Below are 16,820 nucleotides of genomic sequence, written 5' to 3' on the forward strand. Positions count from 1 at the left end.
CTAAGACAGATCGCCAATACAATAATGCTATTGGCTTAACAAATTTAATTCTTTGCAGGAGACACCTATGACAGATAAAAATATCCAACTTACTTCAACTATCAGCGAAGACAATAAACTTACACTTGCCTTAAAAAACATCGAGATGCCAAAGCCAAATGCCGATGAAGTGGTTATTCGTATTGAAGCTGCACCATTAAACCCATCAGACTTAGGCGTTTTATTCAGCGCAGCTGATATGTCTACTGCAAAGCAATCGGGTACTGATGAAAATCCAGTAATTACTGCCGATGTTCCAGCTCAATTTATGCCATCACTTAAAACTCGTGTTGGAAAAGCAACCCCTGTAGGTAATGAAGGCGCAGGCACCGTAGTAGCTGCGGGGTCATCACCTGCTGCACAAGCATTAATGGGTAAAACCGTTGCAGTAATTGGCGGCGGTACGTATCGTCAATTTATATGTGCCAATGTACAAAGTTGCCTAGAGCTAAAAGAAGGGACTACTGCTAAAGAAGGTGCATCATCTTTTGTTAACCCACTTACCGCACTAGCAATGGTAGAAACCATGCGCGCCGAAGGCCATAAAGCCATTATTCACGCCGCAGCGGCCTCTAACCTTGGCCAAATGCTAAACCGTATTTGCATTGCCGATGGCGTTGATTTAATTAATATTGTTCGCAAACCAGAACAAGAAAAATTACTGCGCGATATGGGTGCAAAATATATTGTTAACTCAAGCAGCGACACTTTTCTTGCTGACCTAACAGCTGCAATAATCGAAACCGGTGCAACTATAGCGTTTGACCCTATTGGTGGCGGCCAACTAACAAGTGACATTCTTAACTGTATGGAAGTTGCAGCTGCGCGCGATATGAAAGAGCACACAATTTATGGCTCTGATACATTTAAACAAGTGTACATTTATGGCGCACTAGACCGCGGCCCTATTACACTAAACCGTAACTTTGGTTTTGCATGGGCTGTAAACGGGTTCTTGTTATTTAATGCCTTAGGTAAATTAGGCACAGATACAGTAATGAAAATGCGCAAACGCGTTGCTGATGAAATCACCACTACATTTGCGAGCAATTACACGCACGAAGTGTCATTAGCTGAGGTATTACATTTACAGTCAATCGCGGCTTATTCTAAACAAGCTACCGGCGAAAAGTACTTAATTAAACCTCAAGCTTAATTAAATATTCTTCGTTAAAAATTAAAAAGCAGATGCTAATTAGGTATCTGCTTTTTTACGTTTAAATATACGCACTCTACTATTGCTAGGTTTGCAGTTAACGCGTCCTTAAAAGCCTGTCATAAAACCATCACAAAAACGTAATTTACTGAATGTTTACACATTGTTTGCACCTTTTATTCTTATAGTTTATCCACTTTAATAAAATAATAAGCGTGCCTACATGAATATAAAACCTTTTATATTTTATTCAGTTATTGCCTCTACTACATTATTGTATGGCTGCGGCGGTGCTGAGCAAACTACCGACACTAGCACAGAGCAAAGTACTGATTCATCATCAACAATCACGTCAACTGGCTTAGTTATAAATGAAATTGTCGCAAGCCCAAGTGATACCTCCTACGATTGGATTGAGCTATATGCCACTGAGGATATAGCCGATTTGTCGGTATTTTCACTTGTTGATGATAACGCCGACAGAGAGCCTCAAGCATTACCCGCAGTAGCGCTTTCGCAAGGAGAGTTTATTGTTATTCAAGCCATAGATGAAACCGACACACCGCCCGATAATGGTTATTACGTTACCTTTAAACTAGGTAGCGACGACGCTGTTACGCTTTATGAAAATAGCACTGCGGTGTCTGTACTTGATTGGGAAGAAGGCGAAGCCGCTGAAGGTTTTAGCTACGGCTTATACACCGACGGCACCGCGCAAACATTAACACCAACACAGGGCGCAGCTAACCAAACAGCCGACACCTCAACACTTGTTACCACGCTAATTGCTGAAGATGCCCCACTGCGTATAAACGAAGTAGTAGCAAAAGACAGCAGCGGCTCCGAGGACTGGATAGAGCTTTATGTAACAAGCAGTAGCGATGTTTATTTAGCTGACTACACACTAAGTGATGACAATAACGAGCAATTTTCCCTACCCGACATTACTTTAGCGCCCGGTGAGTTTTATCGTATTTACGCCAGCACCGATGATTTAGGCGACCTCCCAAGCGTAGCGTTTAAATTAGGCTCAAGCGATACCGTAAGCCTTTACAGTAACAATGTAATTATAGAGCAGTTATCGTGGAAAAAAGGCCAAGCCTTGAGTGGTTACAGCTATGGCCGCTACCCAGATGGCAGCGATACAACAGCGGTATTAACTCCAACAGAGCTTAGCCAAAACAGCAAAGCAACTCACGGACCACTCGTTATTAACGAAGTGGTGGCAAGCGCTGCAGACGATGGCAACGACTGGTTTGAGCTATACAATAACAGCGAAAATACTATTAACTTAGCCAACTACCAAGTTATTGATGAAAGCGACGACATAGACCCAGTAACCCTGCCCGACATAGATTTATACGCAGGCCAATACATTACTATTTATGCCACCGATGAAGATCCAGGTACTTACTACGTACCCTTTAAACTAGGTAAAGAAGACGAGTTAAGCTTAATACTCAACGATGAAGTAATTGACTACATTGATTGGGACGAAAGCGATGTAGCCACAGGCTTTAGTTACGGCCTAAGTAACAGCACCGACTTTACTCATGCGTTTTTAACCCCTACTCCAGGTAGCGAGAATACCGTTGCAACCGCATTTACACCCACAGCTGTTAATACGCTTTCTATTACAATTACCGACGAAAACTGGCAAGACATTCTAGATAACCCACTTGATGAGGAATATCACGAAACTGCTATTACTTTTAACGGTGTAACACTCGATAGCGTGGCTATTCGCACTAAAGGCGGCTCAAGCTTAAGCAGTGTTGCCAACTCTAGCAGTGACCGATACAGCTTTAAGGTCGACATTAACGAATACGTGTCGGGCCAAAAGTTTTTTGGGCTAAAAAAATTCACACTGCAAAACTCGTTTAACGACCCGTCGTACATGCGTGAAGTAATTGCCTACGACCTAATGGACGAAATGGGCGTACCAACGCCTGAGCATGCTTACGTTAACTTTTATGTAAACGGCGAACTATTTGGTTTGTACTTAATGGTAGAAGCCATAGATGGAGAATTTGTAGAAAAACACTTTGCCAACAGTAACGGCGATTTATACAAGCCTGATGGCACAGGCAGCGATTTATTATGGCTAGGTGACGACATACAAAGCTACACCGACATAAACTTACAAACCAACGAAGACACCACCGATAACGGCGCATTTATTAACTTTGTAGAATCGCTCGATGACGGCGAAACCAGCGCCATAGAGGTAGATACACTTTTACGATATATGTCGGTTAGCACTTCGCTTTCTAATTTAGATAGCTACCACGGTACGCTTGCTCATAACTATTATATTTACGATGACGATGGCGTATTTAGCATTTTGCCATGGGATTTTAACGAGTCATTTGGCACCTTTAACATGAATTGTAATGGCGTAGATGTAAGAGAGCTCTACATTGATGAGCCAGTAAGCGGCGCATTAAATGAGCGCCCGTTAATTGCTAATGTATTTGCCGAGCAAAGCAACCTTGATGTGTACCACAGTTACTTAACGCAACTTATTAATGGTTCACTTTCAAGCGACACATTTAGTGCCCGCGTAAATGAAATAGCCGACTTAATCCGTGAGCACGTACAAAACGACCCCACTAGTTTTTACGGCTCAGATTATTTTGAGCAAAACCTAACCTCTACTACGGGGCAGTTTTACGGTTTAACGTCGTTTATGCAGTACCGCGTAGCAAATATGGCCGCGCAGCTTGATGGCACATTGCCCTCAGCCGGCGACGGCAGCGGCTTTTGCTCTAGATAAACAACCCATCCTTCATGCAGTGCCAGCACGCTGGCACTGCACTCTGTAACTTTGCAATTTAATAATCTGAGAAAATTATGACAATTCAAGCACGTTTAAAGGATGAATTTTTTGAAAAGGACGCTTCAATTGCACCTGTAGCAATTACTGCAATAAACACTAAAAATAAGCAGGCCCAACCTGAAAAGCCAACCGCTGATGGCTCATTATCAACATTAATTAACGAGTTACTCACCCCGTTTGAAGGCTACGGATTAAGAGATCTTAATAACGCCAACTTAATGAACCGTGTAGACAGCAAGTTTATGCTGCCACTGTCTTTTTTACCTGAGCTACTAACTCACTTACATGGCCAATACCGTGTGCTTGATATACAAGGTAAGCGTTTATTTTCTTACTATAATCAGTACTTTGATACGCCCGAGCTTGATTTATACAAAGCCCACCATAACGGTAAGCTTAATCGATACAAAGTGCGCCAAAGACGCTACGTTGATACCGCCACCGAATACCTAGAAGTAAAACTAAAAAACAATCAAAGCCGTACGGTTAAAACACGTATCAAGCTCGAAAAAAACAACGAGCAAGCTCATTGTACTGCGTTTATGAAAGAACAAATGAAAAACAGCTTTGCACATTTAAACGTAACCCAACAAAGCGGCTATAACCGAATAGCCTTAGCAAACGAAGAAAAAGCCGAACGCTTAACGCTTGATTTTAACCTGTGGTACAACACCCCAAAAGGCGATAACAAAATAACCCTACCGGGCTTTTTTATTGCCGAACTTAAGCAGCGCAAAAAAACAAAACACTCGCCATTTTATAAGCTGATGAGCAAACACCACATATTCCCTGCCTCGTTTAGTAAATACTGCATTGGCTGTGCTTTGCTCTACCCCGATCGCTTAAAAGTAAACCGCTTTAAACCCGTTTTAGCCCGTTTAAAACACCTTAACCGCACTAACCCGCTTTTACCTTTAGAGAATAATTAAAATGACAAAATTAGATCTTATTTTTCTTTCCCGTTTTTTAGTAAACATCCTATCGCTGGCTGTACTTTGCTATGGCTGTTACTTTCGCATAAGTAAAAATGCAGTGGTGGCAGGCTCGTTTATTTTATTTGGCGTAGGCGTTTTTATTATTACCTTTTTGCTGCATGGCGTTGATATGTCAATGGAATTTGCATTTGGTCTATTTGCCGTATTTACCATGCTAAGGTACCGCACTGAGTCTATTTCGATTAAAGAAATGACTTACTTATTCCTTGTTACTGCTATTGCTTTACTTACCTCTGTAGGGCAAATGAGCTTAATTGAGCTAAGTATTCTTAACGGCATAATTTGCTTAATTGCCTTTGTAATTGACTCAAGCATATTTGTAAAACGCTACGAAGTACAAAGCGTTTGCTACGAGCGCATAGAAAACATAACCCCGCAAAACCAAGCCACACTCATCAACGATTTAAAACTGCGCACAGGCCTAAACGTAGTTGCTGTAGACATAGAGCACATCGACTTTTTAAAAGATGTAGCCCAACTAAAAGTGAGCTACTTAGCCGAAAAACAAACAAAGGTAGCCTAACATGACCTCTAAACTAACTATTTCTACCGTGGCGCTTTCAACACTTTGTTGTTTTGTTAGTAACGCAAGCTTTGCCAAAATTAACGACGATATAGATTTAAGCGGCTATATCATGCTCGACTACTACAAGTTTGATACCTCATTATTAGAGGAGCAATACGACAGCAGCAGCTCAGAAAGTACCTCAGAAATACGCCGCGCTCGCCTAAGTTTTAAATCAGACATAAGCAAAGACTGGAAAAGTAAATTTCAGCTTGGCTTTGCCGATGGCGAAACCGAAATAAAAGACGCCTACCTAGAATACTCAGGCTGGAAATATGCTGATTTAACCATAGGCCAGCAAAAAGAAGGTTTTGGCCTAGAAAAACTAACCAGCTCTCGTAATTTATTAATGCTTGAACGCAGCATGATAAGCGAAGCGTTTTCGCCAGGGCGAAGTTTAGGTATTAGCCTTTCAGGAGAGATAGCCTCAGTAAATTGGCAACTTGGTTATTATCAGCCCGACGAAGACGAAGCAACATCAGCTATTACAGGGCGGGTAGCCTGGGTGCCATGGCAGCAAGATACCAACCTATTACACTTAGGCGTCGCATTTAGTGAGAGGCAGTACGACGGTAACGAATTTAGAGTAAATGAGCCACTTGAAGTTTATACCGCCGACTCATTAATAGAAGGCGATAAAATTAATGCCGATAACCTCTCGCAGCAAGGTATAGAGCTGTTATGGATTAAAGACAGATTGACCATCATGGCCGAGTGGCAACAAGCACAAGTAACCAGTATTGAAGAGTCAACCAATGATTACGAAGGCGGCTATTTGCATTTTGGTTATCAACTAACGGGCGGATACCGCAAGTATAAAAACGCAAAACTAGGCGCAAGCTCAGAGCCAGGCTGGGAGCTCACTGGCCGCTATAGCTTACTTAAGCTCAAGCAAGAAAACCAAGACGCAAAAACCTACTCCCTTGGTGTTAACTACACCGTAAACAAAAACATAAAGTTTATGGCCGACTACATTAAAGCCGACTACTTTGAGGCAGGCGGTACTATCACATCGGGCAATGCAATCTCATTAAGGCTGCAATATTCGTTTTAATGCGCTTGGTGTTTAGTCGTTTAGCCTAAAACTATAAAGCCCCTGTGTTAAACGTTACGTTTAACACAGGGGCTTTATACTTACTTAGTAAATAATATTTAAGTTAGTTTTTAAATACTAATTACCAGCGCCTGCAAATTGTATTGGGTAATCCATATCGCCGCTGCGGTTAATACTGTTACACAGGTTTTTATTAAAACTGGTCAGTGATGGGTCGATGGTGTGCTCATTCACTACAATACCGTCACATCGCCTTTTAACCTCAATAGATCCGATTGTTTTAATCGCTGATAAATTATCGCCTACGTTTTTAAATATAAAATACTCTATGTGTTCAGTAATAGACACCGCGTTTTCGATATCTCCCTTAACGGCAGGCACTTGGTAGTTAACACCATTACACGTTAAATCATAAACTTTTACTAATTCTAGCTCGTCAGCTCCTTGCACATCAGCAATAACTTTAATATTGGGCTGCGCTGCTGTTTCAAGTAAGTATTGTGTTTCACTCATTTCGCTTAAAGAAAACGAATCAACGCTTTTAGCTATAGAACAGCCCGATAATAAAGTAAAAACTAAAAACACTGCCCTATTAAAAAACACCTATAAATACCTTATTTCTAAAATTTATTTGCTTAGTATTACCATAACACTAAGAGAGGTTCTAAATATAACCTCTAAACAGCTAAAACAACCTCACTTATATTTTTTCTCATTCAAGCTTGGAACAGGGCTTTATATAAGGCGAGGCTTTGATAAGTGAATTTCCAATAGGAAGTTGGAATATTTCCCATTCAATGCTGGAATTGAGCTTATTTCTCAATTAACGCTGGAAGGGATCACCCGTACGTTGCTAGCCACTCAAGTACATTAAAGGTTTAAGGATATAGTTAATTTGATAGGCGTACTCTGGCAAACTTCGCTAGTGCGACATCAGCAGGCACTGGCAAACCTTGATGTATGAAGTCAAAATTTGACTCTTTTGACCCAAAAATTGTTGGCTAAAATAGGCGACGCAGGAGCAAAAGCCCACTGTTTTTAGTCCTTGTTCATTTTCTTGTTAGTGTTCTTTGCTTTAATAATGAATTTCATAGCGCCTAAGTGAAAAAAGGGCAACATAACATATGCGAGTAAAAGAGAATCAAAAAACAGTATCCAATGAAAAATTACAGCTTTATCTTCGGAGTTACAGAGATCGCGAGATAATATCTCAAAGCAAACTCCATCAGGTGAACCTAGAATATAAACTCCGATTCCAAAAAGTACTAAAGCGATCAAAACTCTTTTGAACATTTCAGCTTTTAACTTTTTGCTAGCCTTGACTCTCAGCTGAAACCTCCTTGAACACTAACACCCCGCTTAGGGGCAATAACACGTGGGCTAAAATTTGGAGCGAAGCGACTGAGTCCACGTATTACTGTCCCAGGGAGCTTGCGACCGACTTAATGTGATTTTTCAACGTTTAATTACCAATCAGCTGCATACTGTTTATTTGCTTTAAAAGCCTCGACTTCTAAAGGTGCTTTGTCATAACCAAATTCAGCTATGTCAGAGAAGTGCTGAGTTATCACTTGGTCAAGACTAGATCTTTCGATTTGTAGCACATGAACCAATTCATGAGCCAATTTTGGCCTATTGAGCTCATATCCATTACGAACATAAATAGAATACCCGAAAGCCTGAGCGTTATTGGTAATACCTTCACCAATAAAACCTAGTGCTTCACCTAGTGTTTTTAGAGCGAAGTTTTCGAATGGAAAGGGTACTTCTTCAACATGTACAATCCTGACTTTCTCTGGTTTTTGAATTCCTATATCAGCTGCCAAAGCTAATTCTCGTGAATTTAGCGGAATTCCTGACTCCGAGCCTTTTCTTTCAGTTTCATAAGCCCAGTCAACATACTGTGGTATCAATATGTCTGAGATGATTTTCTGGTATGACAGTGCTGCACCAATAATTAAAGCAAATAATATTATCACTGTAAGTTTGAAAAATTTCATTCAATTCAAATCCCTTTAAAAATTCCTACTAACTTGCAAAACAACATAACGCCGCGTTAAGTAGTGAGTGACGCCTACGTCTAACCTAAACCATTACACCGTAAACACAAAACTCATTTGAACCAAGAATGCCATGCGTTGCGAATCTGCCTTAAACGCTTTGTTATGCGTTCATTCCATGTGCAGGGCTGATTCTGGACATGATAACCATATCTATATACCGTCCACTTTTGAATGTACTCAAACGCTTAATGCCCTCAGTTTCAAAGCCTACCTTTTCATACAGAGCTTTGGCTGAAAGATTATCAGCATGAACCTCTAATTCAACACGAACTAAATTAAGCCAATTATCAGCTTGATTGATTGCTTCATGCATCAAGGCTTTTCCGACACCTTGTCCGTGACTTTCAGGGTGAACAGCGATGGCAATAGAAGCAGTATGCTTATCCCGAACTTTATCCGTTAGGAATAGCGTCACGTGTCCAACCACCTTACCATCAACTTCTGCGACTAACGTGTATTGATTTGATGCTGAAAAGAGATTTGAAACTTGCGAAGAGCTCAAAAAAGGAAGTTGTGATGTATTTGCCATTACTTCCGTAAAGCTATAAATATTATGAAGATCTTTATGATCAAATTCTTCTAAGTGTCTAATTTTCAAGTTATATCCCTACTGTAAGATCTGCCGAACACCTAGCAATTTAATAGTACGCTCATCAAGCATATTTCTGCCGACATAACGCTCATCTATCTACTTTATATAGTTTTAGCAAATTACCTAAGGTATTACTATAACTAAGTTTTCTAAAGTTTTTAGGTGAAGTTAATAATCCAATTTGCGCGCAGCGCGCATTTTCATGAATATATGCGCAAAAAGCAGTTTGACCAATCAATTAACTACTATATTTAGCCAATCTCAATAACTGGTTTTCGCTCATAACCGCCTTAGAACATTTGCATTGCGACATTTATCTTGGCCGCTAACACCGCTCAATTAATATGAGGTACAACAATAAACCGCTATCCATACAGTAATAAACCAAAAAAGATAAAGTATAGAATTTTAGTTGGGAATCTCTGTTTAATTAGTTTAAGCCTAAAAACAAAATTCTGTCCCCTATGAAAAGAACCCAAATAAGGAACGGAAGCACCATCGCTACAAGCACTGCCACATATGGCTCTTCATTCCAGATGTGTGATAAAACATTCCAAAGTTGGATGAGAAAGAACAAAAAGATCCTCTTTGATCAAACTACTCAATAATTGTACTAAATAATGCAATTAGTCATAAATCTGTAACTTTGATCCGCGATAATCTCTATCCGATAAATGAATAGACTCAAGAAGATTAAGTAAGATGAGTACACCCTTAGTGCAACTAACATTTGCACTGCAATCATTTGATGATTCTATGTCTGCGGCGATGAGCCACGCTATGGAATATGAAAAGCTATCGCTAAAAGCCAATGCTGCGCATAACATTACGCTGCAGTGTGTGTTGCCTGATGGCGCAAATGAGAGCGATGTTATTTCACTAAGTGCAACGCAGCCCAGTGCGCGTGGGGCGCAGTATTTTACTGAAAAAACGCTGAGCAATGCAGACCTTGAATCTGGTACTGTAAATCTTACTTTAAGTAACATTACACAAAGCCAGTGTTTTGTAGTGCAAATGATGCTGCACGGAAAAAACACGACCTTAAAAGAAAGCCAGCAACTCGATGTGTACATTAAAGCATTTGAGCAAGGCTATATTCCTGAGCAAATAAAAACTGAACATACCAAGTCACAGGGCGTTCGTAGCTACTTTGCAAGTATGGGCTCTACGTTTTTATCGCTGTTTTAATGCAAACTGCACTTAAATTACGCGACACTACTTATAAGTTGTTAGGGCGTGTTGAACTTTGGTGGGTGAATTTACAGCAGTATGTTTGGTTTTTAGGCAAGGCAGAGCCTATGTAGTGTGGTTACTCCCCATAAATAGGCGATAACGCAGCATAAATACCAAACATGCACTGCCCTTTGGGTTCTTTCTAGGGACGATTAACTCTTTGTTGCCTACATGGATGTAGGTAAGGGGCGTGAGCAGGACGCGGAAGCTTTGCTCGGTTTTTACTTAGCCCACTAGGTTACAAACCTCGCGCCGCGATTTAATCGCCTCTAGATTGAACAAATTTCAATCCACAAAGACCAACACGCCCTAGTCTGCAAAACTTACTTTACCCATAGTAACTCCCGCAATACCTTGTGCGGTGTTACTTAGGTGTTGCTGCTCTCCGGCTAGGCATTCGTTTGCTAAAATAGCAAATAACACAGCCTCTTTTGCATCAGGGTTAATACCTAAATCGTCGGTATTTTTAAAAGCCTTAATACGTGGGCAAAGCGTTGTAAGTTGCGCCATTAGTAATGGGTTATGAATACCCCCACCACTTGCATACACCACACAATTTTGTGCGCGCTCTGCACACTCGTTTAATGCATTTGCTATAGCGGTTGCTGTAAAGGTATTTAAGGTGGCCATTACATCTTCATGGCTTAAGTGCTGTGTATTTGTAAGCTGCTGTGCGGTGTTTAAATACGCTAAGTTAAATACCTCAGGCCCTGTGGTTTTAGGCATTGGGAGTTTAAAAAATGCGTTATTACACAATGCATTTAATAATGGTGTATTTACCTTGCCTGCTTTAGCTATTTTTGCGCCATCGTCATAATGCATATCTTTAAAATGTTGCTGTACGTAGGCATCCATAATGGTATTACTGGGGCCAATGTCGGAGCTAAACACACGGTTTGCATCACCATTTTTGGGTAAAAACGTTAAGTTAGCTATGCCGCCCATATTTAGCAAAATCCGACTCTCCACAGCGCTCGAAAAATACAAATAATCGCCATACACAGCAAGCGGTGCGCCCTCGCCTCCTGCGGCTATGTGTTTTTGCCTAAAATCACCAATGGTAGTAATACCCGTAGTAACGGCTATTTGGTCGCTATCGCCAATTTGTAAGGTGCCATTAGTAAAGCTTTTGTGATTATGCTGCGACTGCGGGCAGTGGTAAATGGTTTGCCCGTGACTTGCTATTACATCAATACTTGCCGGGTCTATTTGCCAAGTATGTAAGCACTGGTTAACCATATCGCCATGGAGTTTACCTACCCACGGGTGCAGTAAAGTTACAAGCTCTAAATCGCACTCTCGTTTGGCAAATACCTGCTTTATTTTAGTTTTATAATCGTCGTTGTAGTCAACGGTGGTAAAATTTAAAACCTCAATGTGAGTATTTAAGCCCGCGCCCGTTATTTTACACAGTGCAACATCAAGCCCATCCAACGAGGTGCCGCTCATTAAACCAATAATTAAACGGCTTGGTTTTAGGGCGCTGTTATAAAGCGCTTTAATGTGAGGGTGCATAATGGCATCTAAAATAGGTGTAATATTTTGCTTATATTAGAGGACTTTAAAACAAAGTAATAGCCGTAAAGCGTTTAATTTAGGTTCTGATTGTTTAACTCTTAAATGATTGTTAAGTTAGTGTGCATACTAAAAATTTATGAAAAAATATGATCACCCTCAGAGAGTTTAAAGCCCAAGACGCGCCTTTTATTATTAACACCTTAAATGATGAACAGGTAACGCGTTATTTATCGTCAAAAATTCCGTTTCCGTATACGCAAGCCGATGCAAACTGGTGGATAAGCCAAGGCTCAAAAAACGGCATTATTAAGGCCATTGTTGTAAATGGGCAATTTGCGGGCTGTATTGGTATAACTCCCGGCGAATTTGAATACAAACGCAGTGGCGAAATTGGTTATTGGCTTAATAAAGTCTATTGGGGGCAAGGTATTATTACTCGCGCTATTGAACTTATATGCAATGAAGCGTTTGCAAGCTCACACTTAAACAGAATTTTTGGTGCCGTGTTTGCTGGTAATACCGGCTCTATGAAAGCACTTACTAAGAGCGGCTTTGAGCAAGAGGCTGTGCTTAAACAGGCCATTTATAAAAACGGGGTACTTTACAACAATCATATATTTAGTAAGCTCAAAGCAGACTAATTACTCTAATTAAATTTGCGCAAAGGTTGAATTATCAACCACCCGCCCAAAACTCCTTTATTAAGGTACGCATTGTACATATTCATACTGCTTAGCCGCGCATTATTGTTTAGCTGAACACGATTTTTAAAGCGTAAACATTCGGTAAGTAGTTTATTTATATTAATAGGAGATCTTATATGTCTACGACTAGTCGCCAACTTACTCTTGAATCACGCCCTAATGGCGCTCCAAAAGATGAAAACTTTAAATTAAAAACGGTAGAGCTTCCGGCTTTAAAAGACGGTGAAGTTTTACTACGTACTATTTACCTATCGCTAGACCCGTACATGCGTGGTCGTATGAGCGATGCTAAGTCGTATGCTGACCCTGTTAATATTGGCGATGTAATGGTTGGCGCAACAGTGTGCCAAGTAGAAGAGTCTAAAAACGATAAGTTTAACGAAGGCGAATGGGTACTTGCCTACACAGGTTGGCAAGACTACGCCATTACCGACGGCGAAGGCTTAATGCAGTTAGGTAAAGAGCCTGCAAACCCTTCATACGCATTAGGTATTATGGGTATGCCTGGCTTTACTGCTTACATGGGTTTACTTGATATTGGCCAGCCTAAAGAAGGCGAAACCGTAGTTGTTGCAGCAGCAACAGGCCCTGTAGGCGCAACGGTTGGTCAAATAGCTAAAATTAAAGGCTGTAAAGTAGTGGGTGTTGCTGGTGGTAGCGAAAAATGTGCACACGCCGTTGAAAAACTAGGGTTTGATGCCTGTATTGATCACAAAGCTGATGACTTTGCAGAGCAGTTAGAAAAAGCCTGTGATAAAGGCATTGATGTTTACTACGAAAATGTGGGCGGTAAAGTATTCGACGCCGTACTACCATTACTAAATACCGCAGCACGCGTACCATTGTGTGGTTTAGTATCGCAATATAACGCTACTAGCTTGCCAGAAGGCCCAGACCGTTTAGGTATGCTAATGGGTCAATTGCTTACTAAGCGTATTAAAATGCAAGGCTTTATCATTTTTGATGATTACGGCGACCGTTACGACGAGTTTGCACAAGACATGCAAAAATGGCTACAAGACGGAAAAATTCAATACCGTGAGCACATGGTAGAAGGCATCGAAAATACAGTAGACGCGTTCAACGATATGATATGCGGTAAAAACTTTGGTAAAACTGTGGTTAAAATTAATAACCCACTTTAATTTTATACGGCTTGTAAGGCAAAGCCCTTACAAGCCAAAAAAGGACTGACATGATTAAACTACACCATTTAAATAAATCCCGTTCTAAACGTATAATTTGGCTTTTAGAAGAACTAGATGTTGACTACGAAATTGTGGCTTATCAGCGTAATAAAGACACATTTCTAGCACCTGACGAACTAAAGCATATTCATCAACTTGGTAAGTCACCGGTAATTGAAGACGGCGGTTTAATTATTGCTGAATCAGGCGCTATTACAGACTACCTTATTACTAAATACGGCAATGGTAAATTTGCTCCAAAAGTAGATACCGCTGAATATGTTGACTACCAACAGTGGCTGCACTTTGCAGAAAGCTCAGCAATTTTACCGCTTTTGCTTAAAATGTTTGTACTAAAAGACGGCGCTAAAACACAGTTTTTAGAAGGCTATGCCGACGCTGAAACAGCTAAAGTAATTAGCTACTTTAACGACCGCCTAGAAGGTAAACGTTATTTAGTGGGCGATACCCTAACGGGCGCTGACTTTATGATGTCGTTTATTGTTGAAATAGTTAAAAACTCAGGTCAAATAGCGCACTTTAAAAACCTCGTTAAATACGACGAGCAATTACAAAGCCATGAGAAGTTTCATACAGCTAATGAGCTAGAAGCAAAGTACGACTAAACCTTTATATAATATTTTTATATAACACTAAGGAGCATTTTGCTCCTTTTTTAATACCTGTAAAATATGCCCCGCCAAAGTTACGCTTGTAAACTAAATTAACAATCACCTACCTTATTGCTAATAAAACTTTAATTAATAAGGCATAATGCTGCTATTGTTTAAGTATTTTCACTAATAATACAAGCTGCTCTTGCGCGTATTGACTCACCCTTGGGATCAACCATGACCATAAACATGCGTTTAACGACCGGCTTTGGCGTAATTTTATCAATGATGATTATTTTAACCATTATTGGAATTTCGCGCGTTAGCCTTATTAATAATAACATTACCCACATGACCGACGTAAATTCGGTAAAGCAACGTTACGCAATTAACTTCAGAGGCAGCGTACACGACAGAGCAATAGCCGTGCGCGACGTAGTGCTAATTACCGAGCAAAGCAGTTTAAGTACCGTGTTAAATAACATACAAGAGCTAAACGCATTTTACCAAACGTCAAGCCGCGCTATGGCTAAGCTAATGGGTGATATGAATAGTGAAGAGCGCGCTTTAATTAATAAAATAAATCAAATAGAGCAGCGCACTCAGCCTTTCATTCAAGGTGTAATAAACGCTAAAAATGCAGGAAACCTAAACGAAGCTGAACGCATTTTATTAACCGATGCGCGCCCTGCGTTTACCCAGTGGCTAAGTGTTATAAACCAATTTATAAACCTGCAAGAGCAAGCAAATCAAACCACCACTATTGATACTCTCGATATTGCCAGTTCATTTGAAATTTGGATGATTTCGCTCACCGCGCTTGCAATTTTAATAGGTGCAAGCGTTGCGTATGTTATTAGCCAACTGATCAGAAAGTCAGTAGGTGGCGAACCACAAGAAGCCGCCGAAGTAATTGCCCTTATTGCCCAAGGAGACTTAAGAGGTGATGTACAGTCGTGTTGCCCAAATAGCATGATGGCTTCTGTAGGGGTTATGCAATCTAAATTAAAAACCATTGTAGATAGCATTATTAACTCATCTGAAGAGCTTTCTACGCACTCTGCAAGCGTAGCGTCTGGCTCGCAGCAAGCACTTAGTGCCGCTGACGCACAAGTAACCTATACAAACTCGGCAGTAAGCAGCCTAGAAGAAATGAGCCGCAGTATTAATGCAGTTGCAGGCTCTGTTAAACAAACCGAAGATAACTCAAAAGTAACTGCACAACTATCGCAGCAAGGTAGTATTGCAGTGCAAAAAGTAGCGGCCGAAATTGAGCAAATTTCTGTAACCGTAAAAGCCACAGTTACCCAAGTAAACGTGCTGCAAGAACATGTAAAACACATTGGCGATATTTTAAGTGTGATCCGCAGCATTTCTGATCAAACAAACTTGCTTGCACTAAATGCGGCAATAGAAGCTGCAAGAGCAGGCGAAACTGGCCGAGGTTTTGCTGTTGTAGCTGACGAGGTAAGGCAACTTGCCCAGCGTACCGGTGATGCAACAGGCGACATTGAAAAGATGATTTTGCAAGTGCAAGAAAACACGCAAGCGTCGGTAACAGCTATGGAAACCACAGTACCGCAAGTAGAAAATGGCCTAACGCTTACCCACGAAGCAAACGAGTTACTGCATCAAATACAGCAACAAGCTAACGACTCATTAAGTAACGTGCTTGAAATTGTTGAATCAACATCAAACCAAGTAGCCACCGTGGCGCAAATTAGTACCGGCGTGGAAGAAATTGCCAGTATGTCCAAAGAAACCAGCATGTCTCTTAACAGTAACGCACAAGAAGCCGTTGCATTAGCTGACCTTTCAAACACGCTTAAAAAGTATATTAGCTACTTTAAAGTTTAATTTTTATAGTAAACAATAAACAAAGGGGCTTTTAAGCCCCTTTGTTGTTTATGTACTTTAATAATAGCGGACTATATACCCGCTAAATCGCGCTCGGTAATGCACTCGTCTGAGGCCATTTCAAACTCGCGGCAAACTAATGGGCGGTTTTCGTAAATGGAGCACATAAGCGTATTGCGGTCGAGTGCTTGGCACCAACCGTCGTCAGCGCGTTTCATTACTTCGCTGCCCCATTTATCGTATTCAATGTAGTTAAATGGCACGCCGGTGTCGGTTACTATGCGCACTTCTAATTGGCAACAACAGGCTTGGCAGTTAGCACACGTAACAGGCTCTGGGGTAGTAGAAATATTTTCAACAGGAATAACAATATGAGGCATAGTGGCTTACTTTTTTGAATAAGC

The 16,820-nt window shown here is 40.7% G+C and carries 15 protein-coding genes; 10 read left to right on the plus strand and 5 right to left on the minus strand.

The genetic code is table 11. From position 1 onward, the window contains the following. The first annotated feature begins 67 nt into the window (after nucleotides 1–67). The 5 genes from H5161_RS02540 (at nucleotide 68) to H5161_RS02560 (ending at nucleotide 6,648) form a co-directional block, all read left to right on the plus strand. Nucleotides 68–1,195 carry a zinc-binding dehydrogenase gene (locus H5161_RS02540; protein ID WP_182720700.1) on the plus strand — a complete coding sequence of 376 codons (1,128 nt, stop codon included), beginning with the start codon at nucleotides 68–70 and terminating at the stop codon, nucleotides 1,193–1,195. A 223-nt stretch (nucleotides 1,196–1,418) separates the two neighbouring features. Then, complete coding sequence (locus tag H5161_RS02545) at nucleotides 1,419–3,971, plus strand: CotH kinase family protein (protein ID WP_182768618.1); 2,553 nt, start codon at nucleotides 1,419–1,421, stop codon at nucleotides 3,969–3,971. A 77-nt stretch (nucleotides 3,972–4,048) separates the two neighbouring features. Further along, the gene (locus H5161_RS02550) at nucleotides 4,049–4,963 is read left to right on the plus strand and encodes a polyphosphate polymerase domain-containing protein (protein ID WP_182768619.1); all 915 of its coding nucleotides are present in this window, start codon (nucleotides 4,049–4,051) and stop codon (nucleotides 4,961–4,963) included. Nucleotide 4,964: 1 nt separating this feature from the next. Then, complete coding sequence (locus tag H5161_RS02555) at nucleotides 4,965–5,552, plus strand: DUF4956 domain-containing protein (RefSeq protein WP_033022227.1); 588 nt, start codon at nucleotides 4,965–4,967, stop codon at nucleotides 5,550–5,552. Nucleotide 5,553: 1 nt separating this feature from the next. Next, nucleotides 5,554–6,648 carry an OprO/OprP family phosphate-selective porin gene (locus H5161_RS02560; protein WP_182768620.1) on the plus strand — a complete coding sequence of 365 codons (1,095 nt, stop codon included), beginning with the start codon at nucleotides 5,554–5,556 and terminating at the stop codon, nucleotides 6,646–6,648. Between the two features lie 117 nt (nucleotides 6,649–6,765). Here the strand turns inward: H5161_RS02560 and H5161_RS02565 are convergent, their stop codons facing one another. The 3 genes from H5161_RS02565 to H5161_RS02575 form a co-directional block, all read right to left on the minus strand. Further along, on the minus strand, nucleotides 6,766–7,251 hold the full coding sequence (locus tag H5161_RS02565; protein ID WP_182768621.1) for a hypothetical protein: 486 nt from the start codon (nucleotides 7,249–7,251) through the stop codon (nucleotides 6,766–6,768). Between the two features lie 863 nt (nucleotides 7,252–8,114). Continuing rightward, a complete protein-coding gene (locus tag H5161_RS02570) occupies nucleotides 8,115–8,648 on the minus strand; it encodes a hypothetical protein (RefSeq protein WP_182692310.1) in 534 nt (177 codons plus the stop codon). Between the two features lie 163 nt (nucleotides 8,649–8,811). Continuing rightward, on the minus strand, nucleotides 8,812–9,309 hold the full coding sequence (locus tag H5161_RS02575) for a GNAT family N-acetyltransferase (RefSeq protein WP_002962781.1): 498 nt from the start codon (nucleotides 9,307–9,309) through the stop codon (nucleotides 8,812–8,814). 696 nt (nucleotides 9,310–10,005) lie between these two features. Here H5161_RS02575 and H5161_RS02580 point away from each other — a divergent pair. Then, entirely contained in the window at nucleotides 10,006–10,491 is a 486-nt protein-coding gene (locus H5161_RS02580) for a hypothetical protein (protein WP_010554987.1), read from the plus strand. A 354-nt stretch (nucleotides 10,492–10,845) separates the two neighbouring features. On the opposite strand, the gene H5161_RS02585 is transcribed toward H5161_RS02580, so the two are convergent. Then, entirely contained in the window at nucleotides 10,846–12,051 is a 1,206-nt protein-coding gene (locus H5161_RS02585) for an anhydro-N-acetylmuramic acid kinase (RefSeq protein ID WP_182768622.1), read from the minus strand. Between the two features lie 149 nt (nucleotides 12,052–12,200). On the opposite strand from H5161_RS02585, the gene H5161_RS02590 reads away from it, so the two are divergent. From H5161_RS02590 to H5161_RS02605, 4 genes are all read left to right on the plus strand, one after another. Further along, on the plus strand, nucleotides 12,201–12,695 hold the full coding sequence (locus H5161_RS02590; RefSeq protein ID WP_182768623.1) for a GNAT family N-acetyltransferase: 495 nt from the start codon (nucleotides 12,201–12,203) through the stop codon (nucleotides 12,693–12,695). A gap of 179 nt (nucleotides 12,696–12,874) precedes the next feature. After that, a complete protein-coding gene (locus tag H5161_RS02595) occupies nucleotides 12,875–13,903 on the plus strand; it encodes an NADP-dependent oxidoreductase (RefSeq protein ID WP_182693830.1) in 1,029 nt (342 codons plus the stop codon). Between the two features lie 50 nt (nucleotides 13,904–13,953). Further along, complete coding sequence (locus tag H5161_RS02600) at nucleotides 13,954–14,571, plus strand: glutathione S-transferase family protein (protein ID WP_182768624.1); 618 nt, start codon at nucleotides 13,954–13,956, stop codon at nucleotides 14,569–14,571. Nucleotides 14,572–14,796: 225 nt separating this feature from the next. Next, nucleotides 14,797–16,416 (plus strand): methyl-accepting chemotaxis protein, encoded by a 1,620-nt coding sequence (locus H5161_RS02605; RefSeq protein WP_182733125.1) that lies wholly within the window; start codon nucleotides 14,797–14,799, stop codon nucleotides 16,414–16,416. Nucleotides 16,417–16,487: 71 nt separating this feature from the next. Here H5161_RS02605 and H5161_RS02610 read toward each other — a convergent pair whose 3' ends face one another. Beyond that, a complete protein-coding gene (locus H5161_RS02610; RefSeq protein ID WP_002962790.1) occupies nucleotides 16,488–16,796 on the minus strand; it encodes a YkgJ family cysteine cluster protein in 309 nt (102 codons plus the stop codon). Nucleotides 16,797–16,820 lie beyond the last annotated feature (24 nt).

Origin of the sequence: Pseudoalteromonas sp. SG43-5, from assembly GCF_014164345.1 — a bacterium.
Lineage (GTDB): Bacteria > Pseudomonadota > Gammaproteobacteria > Enterobacterales > Alteromonadaceae > Pseudoalteromonas > Pseudoalteromonas distincta.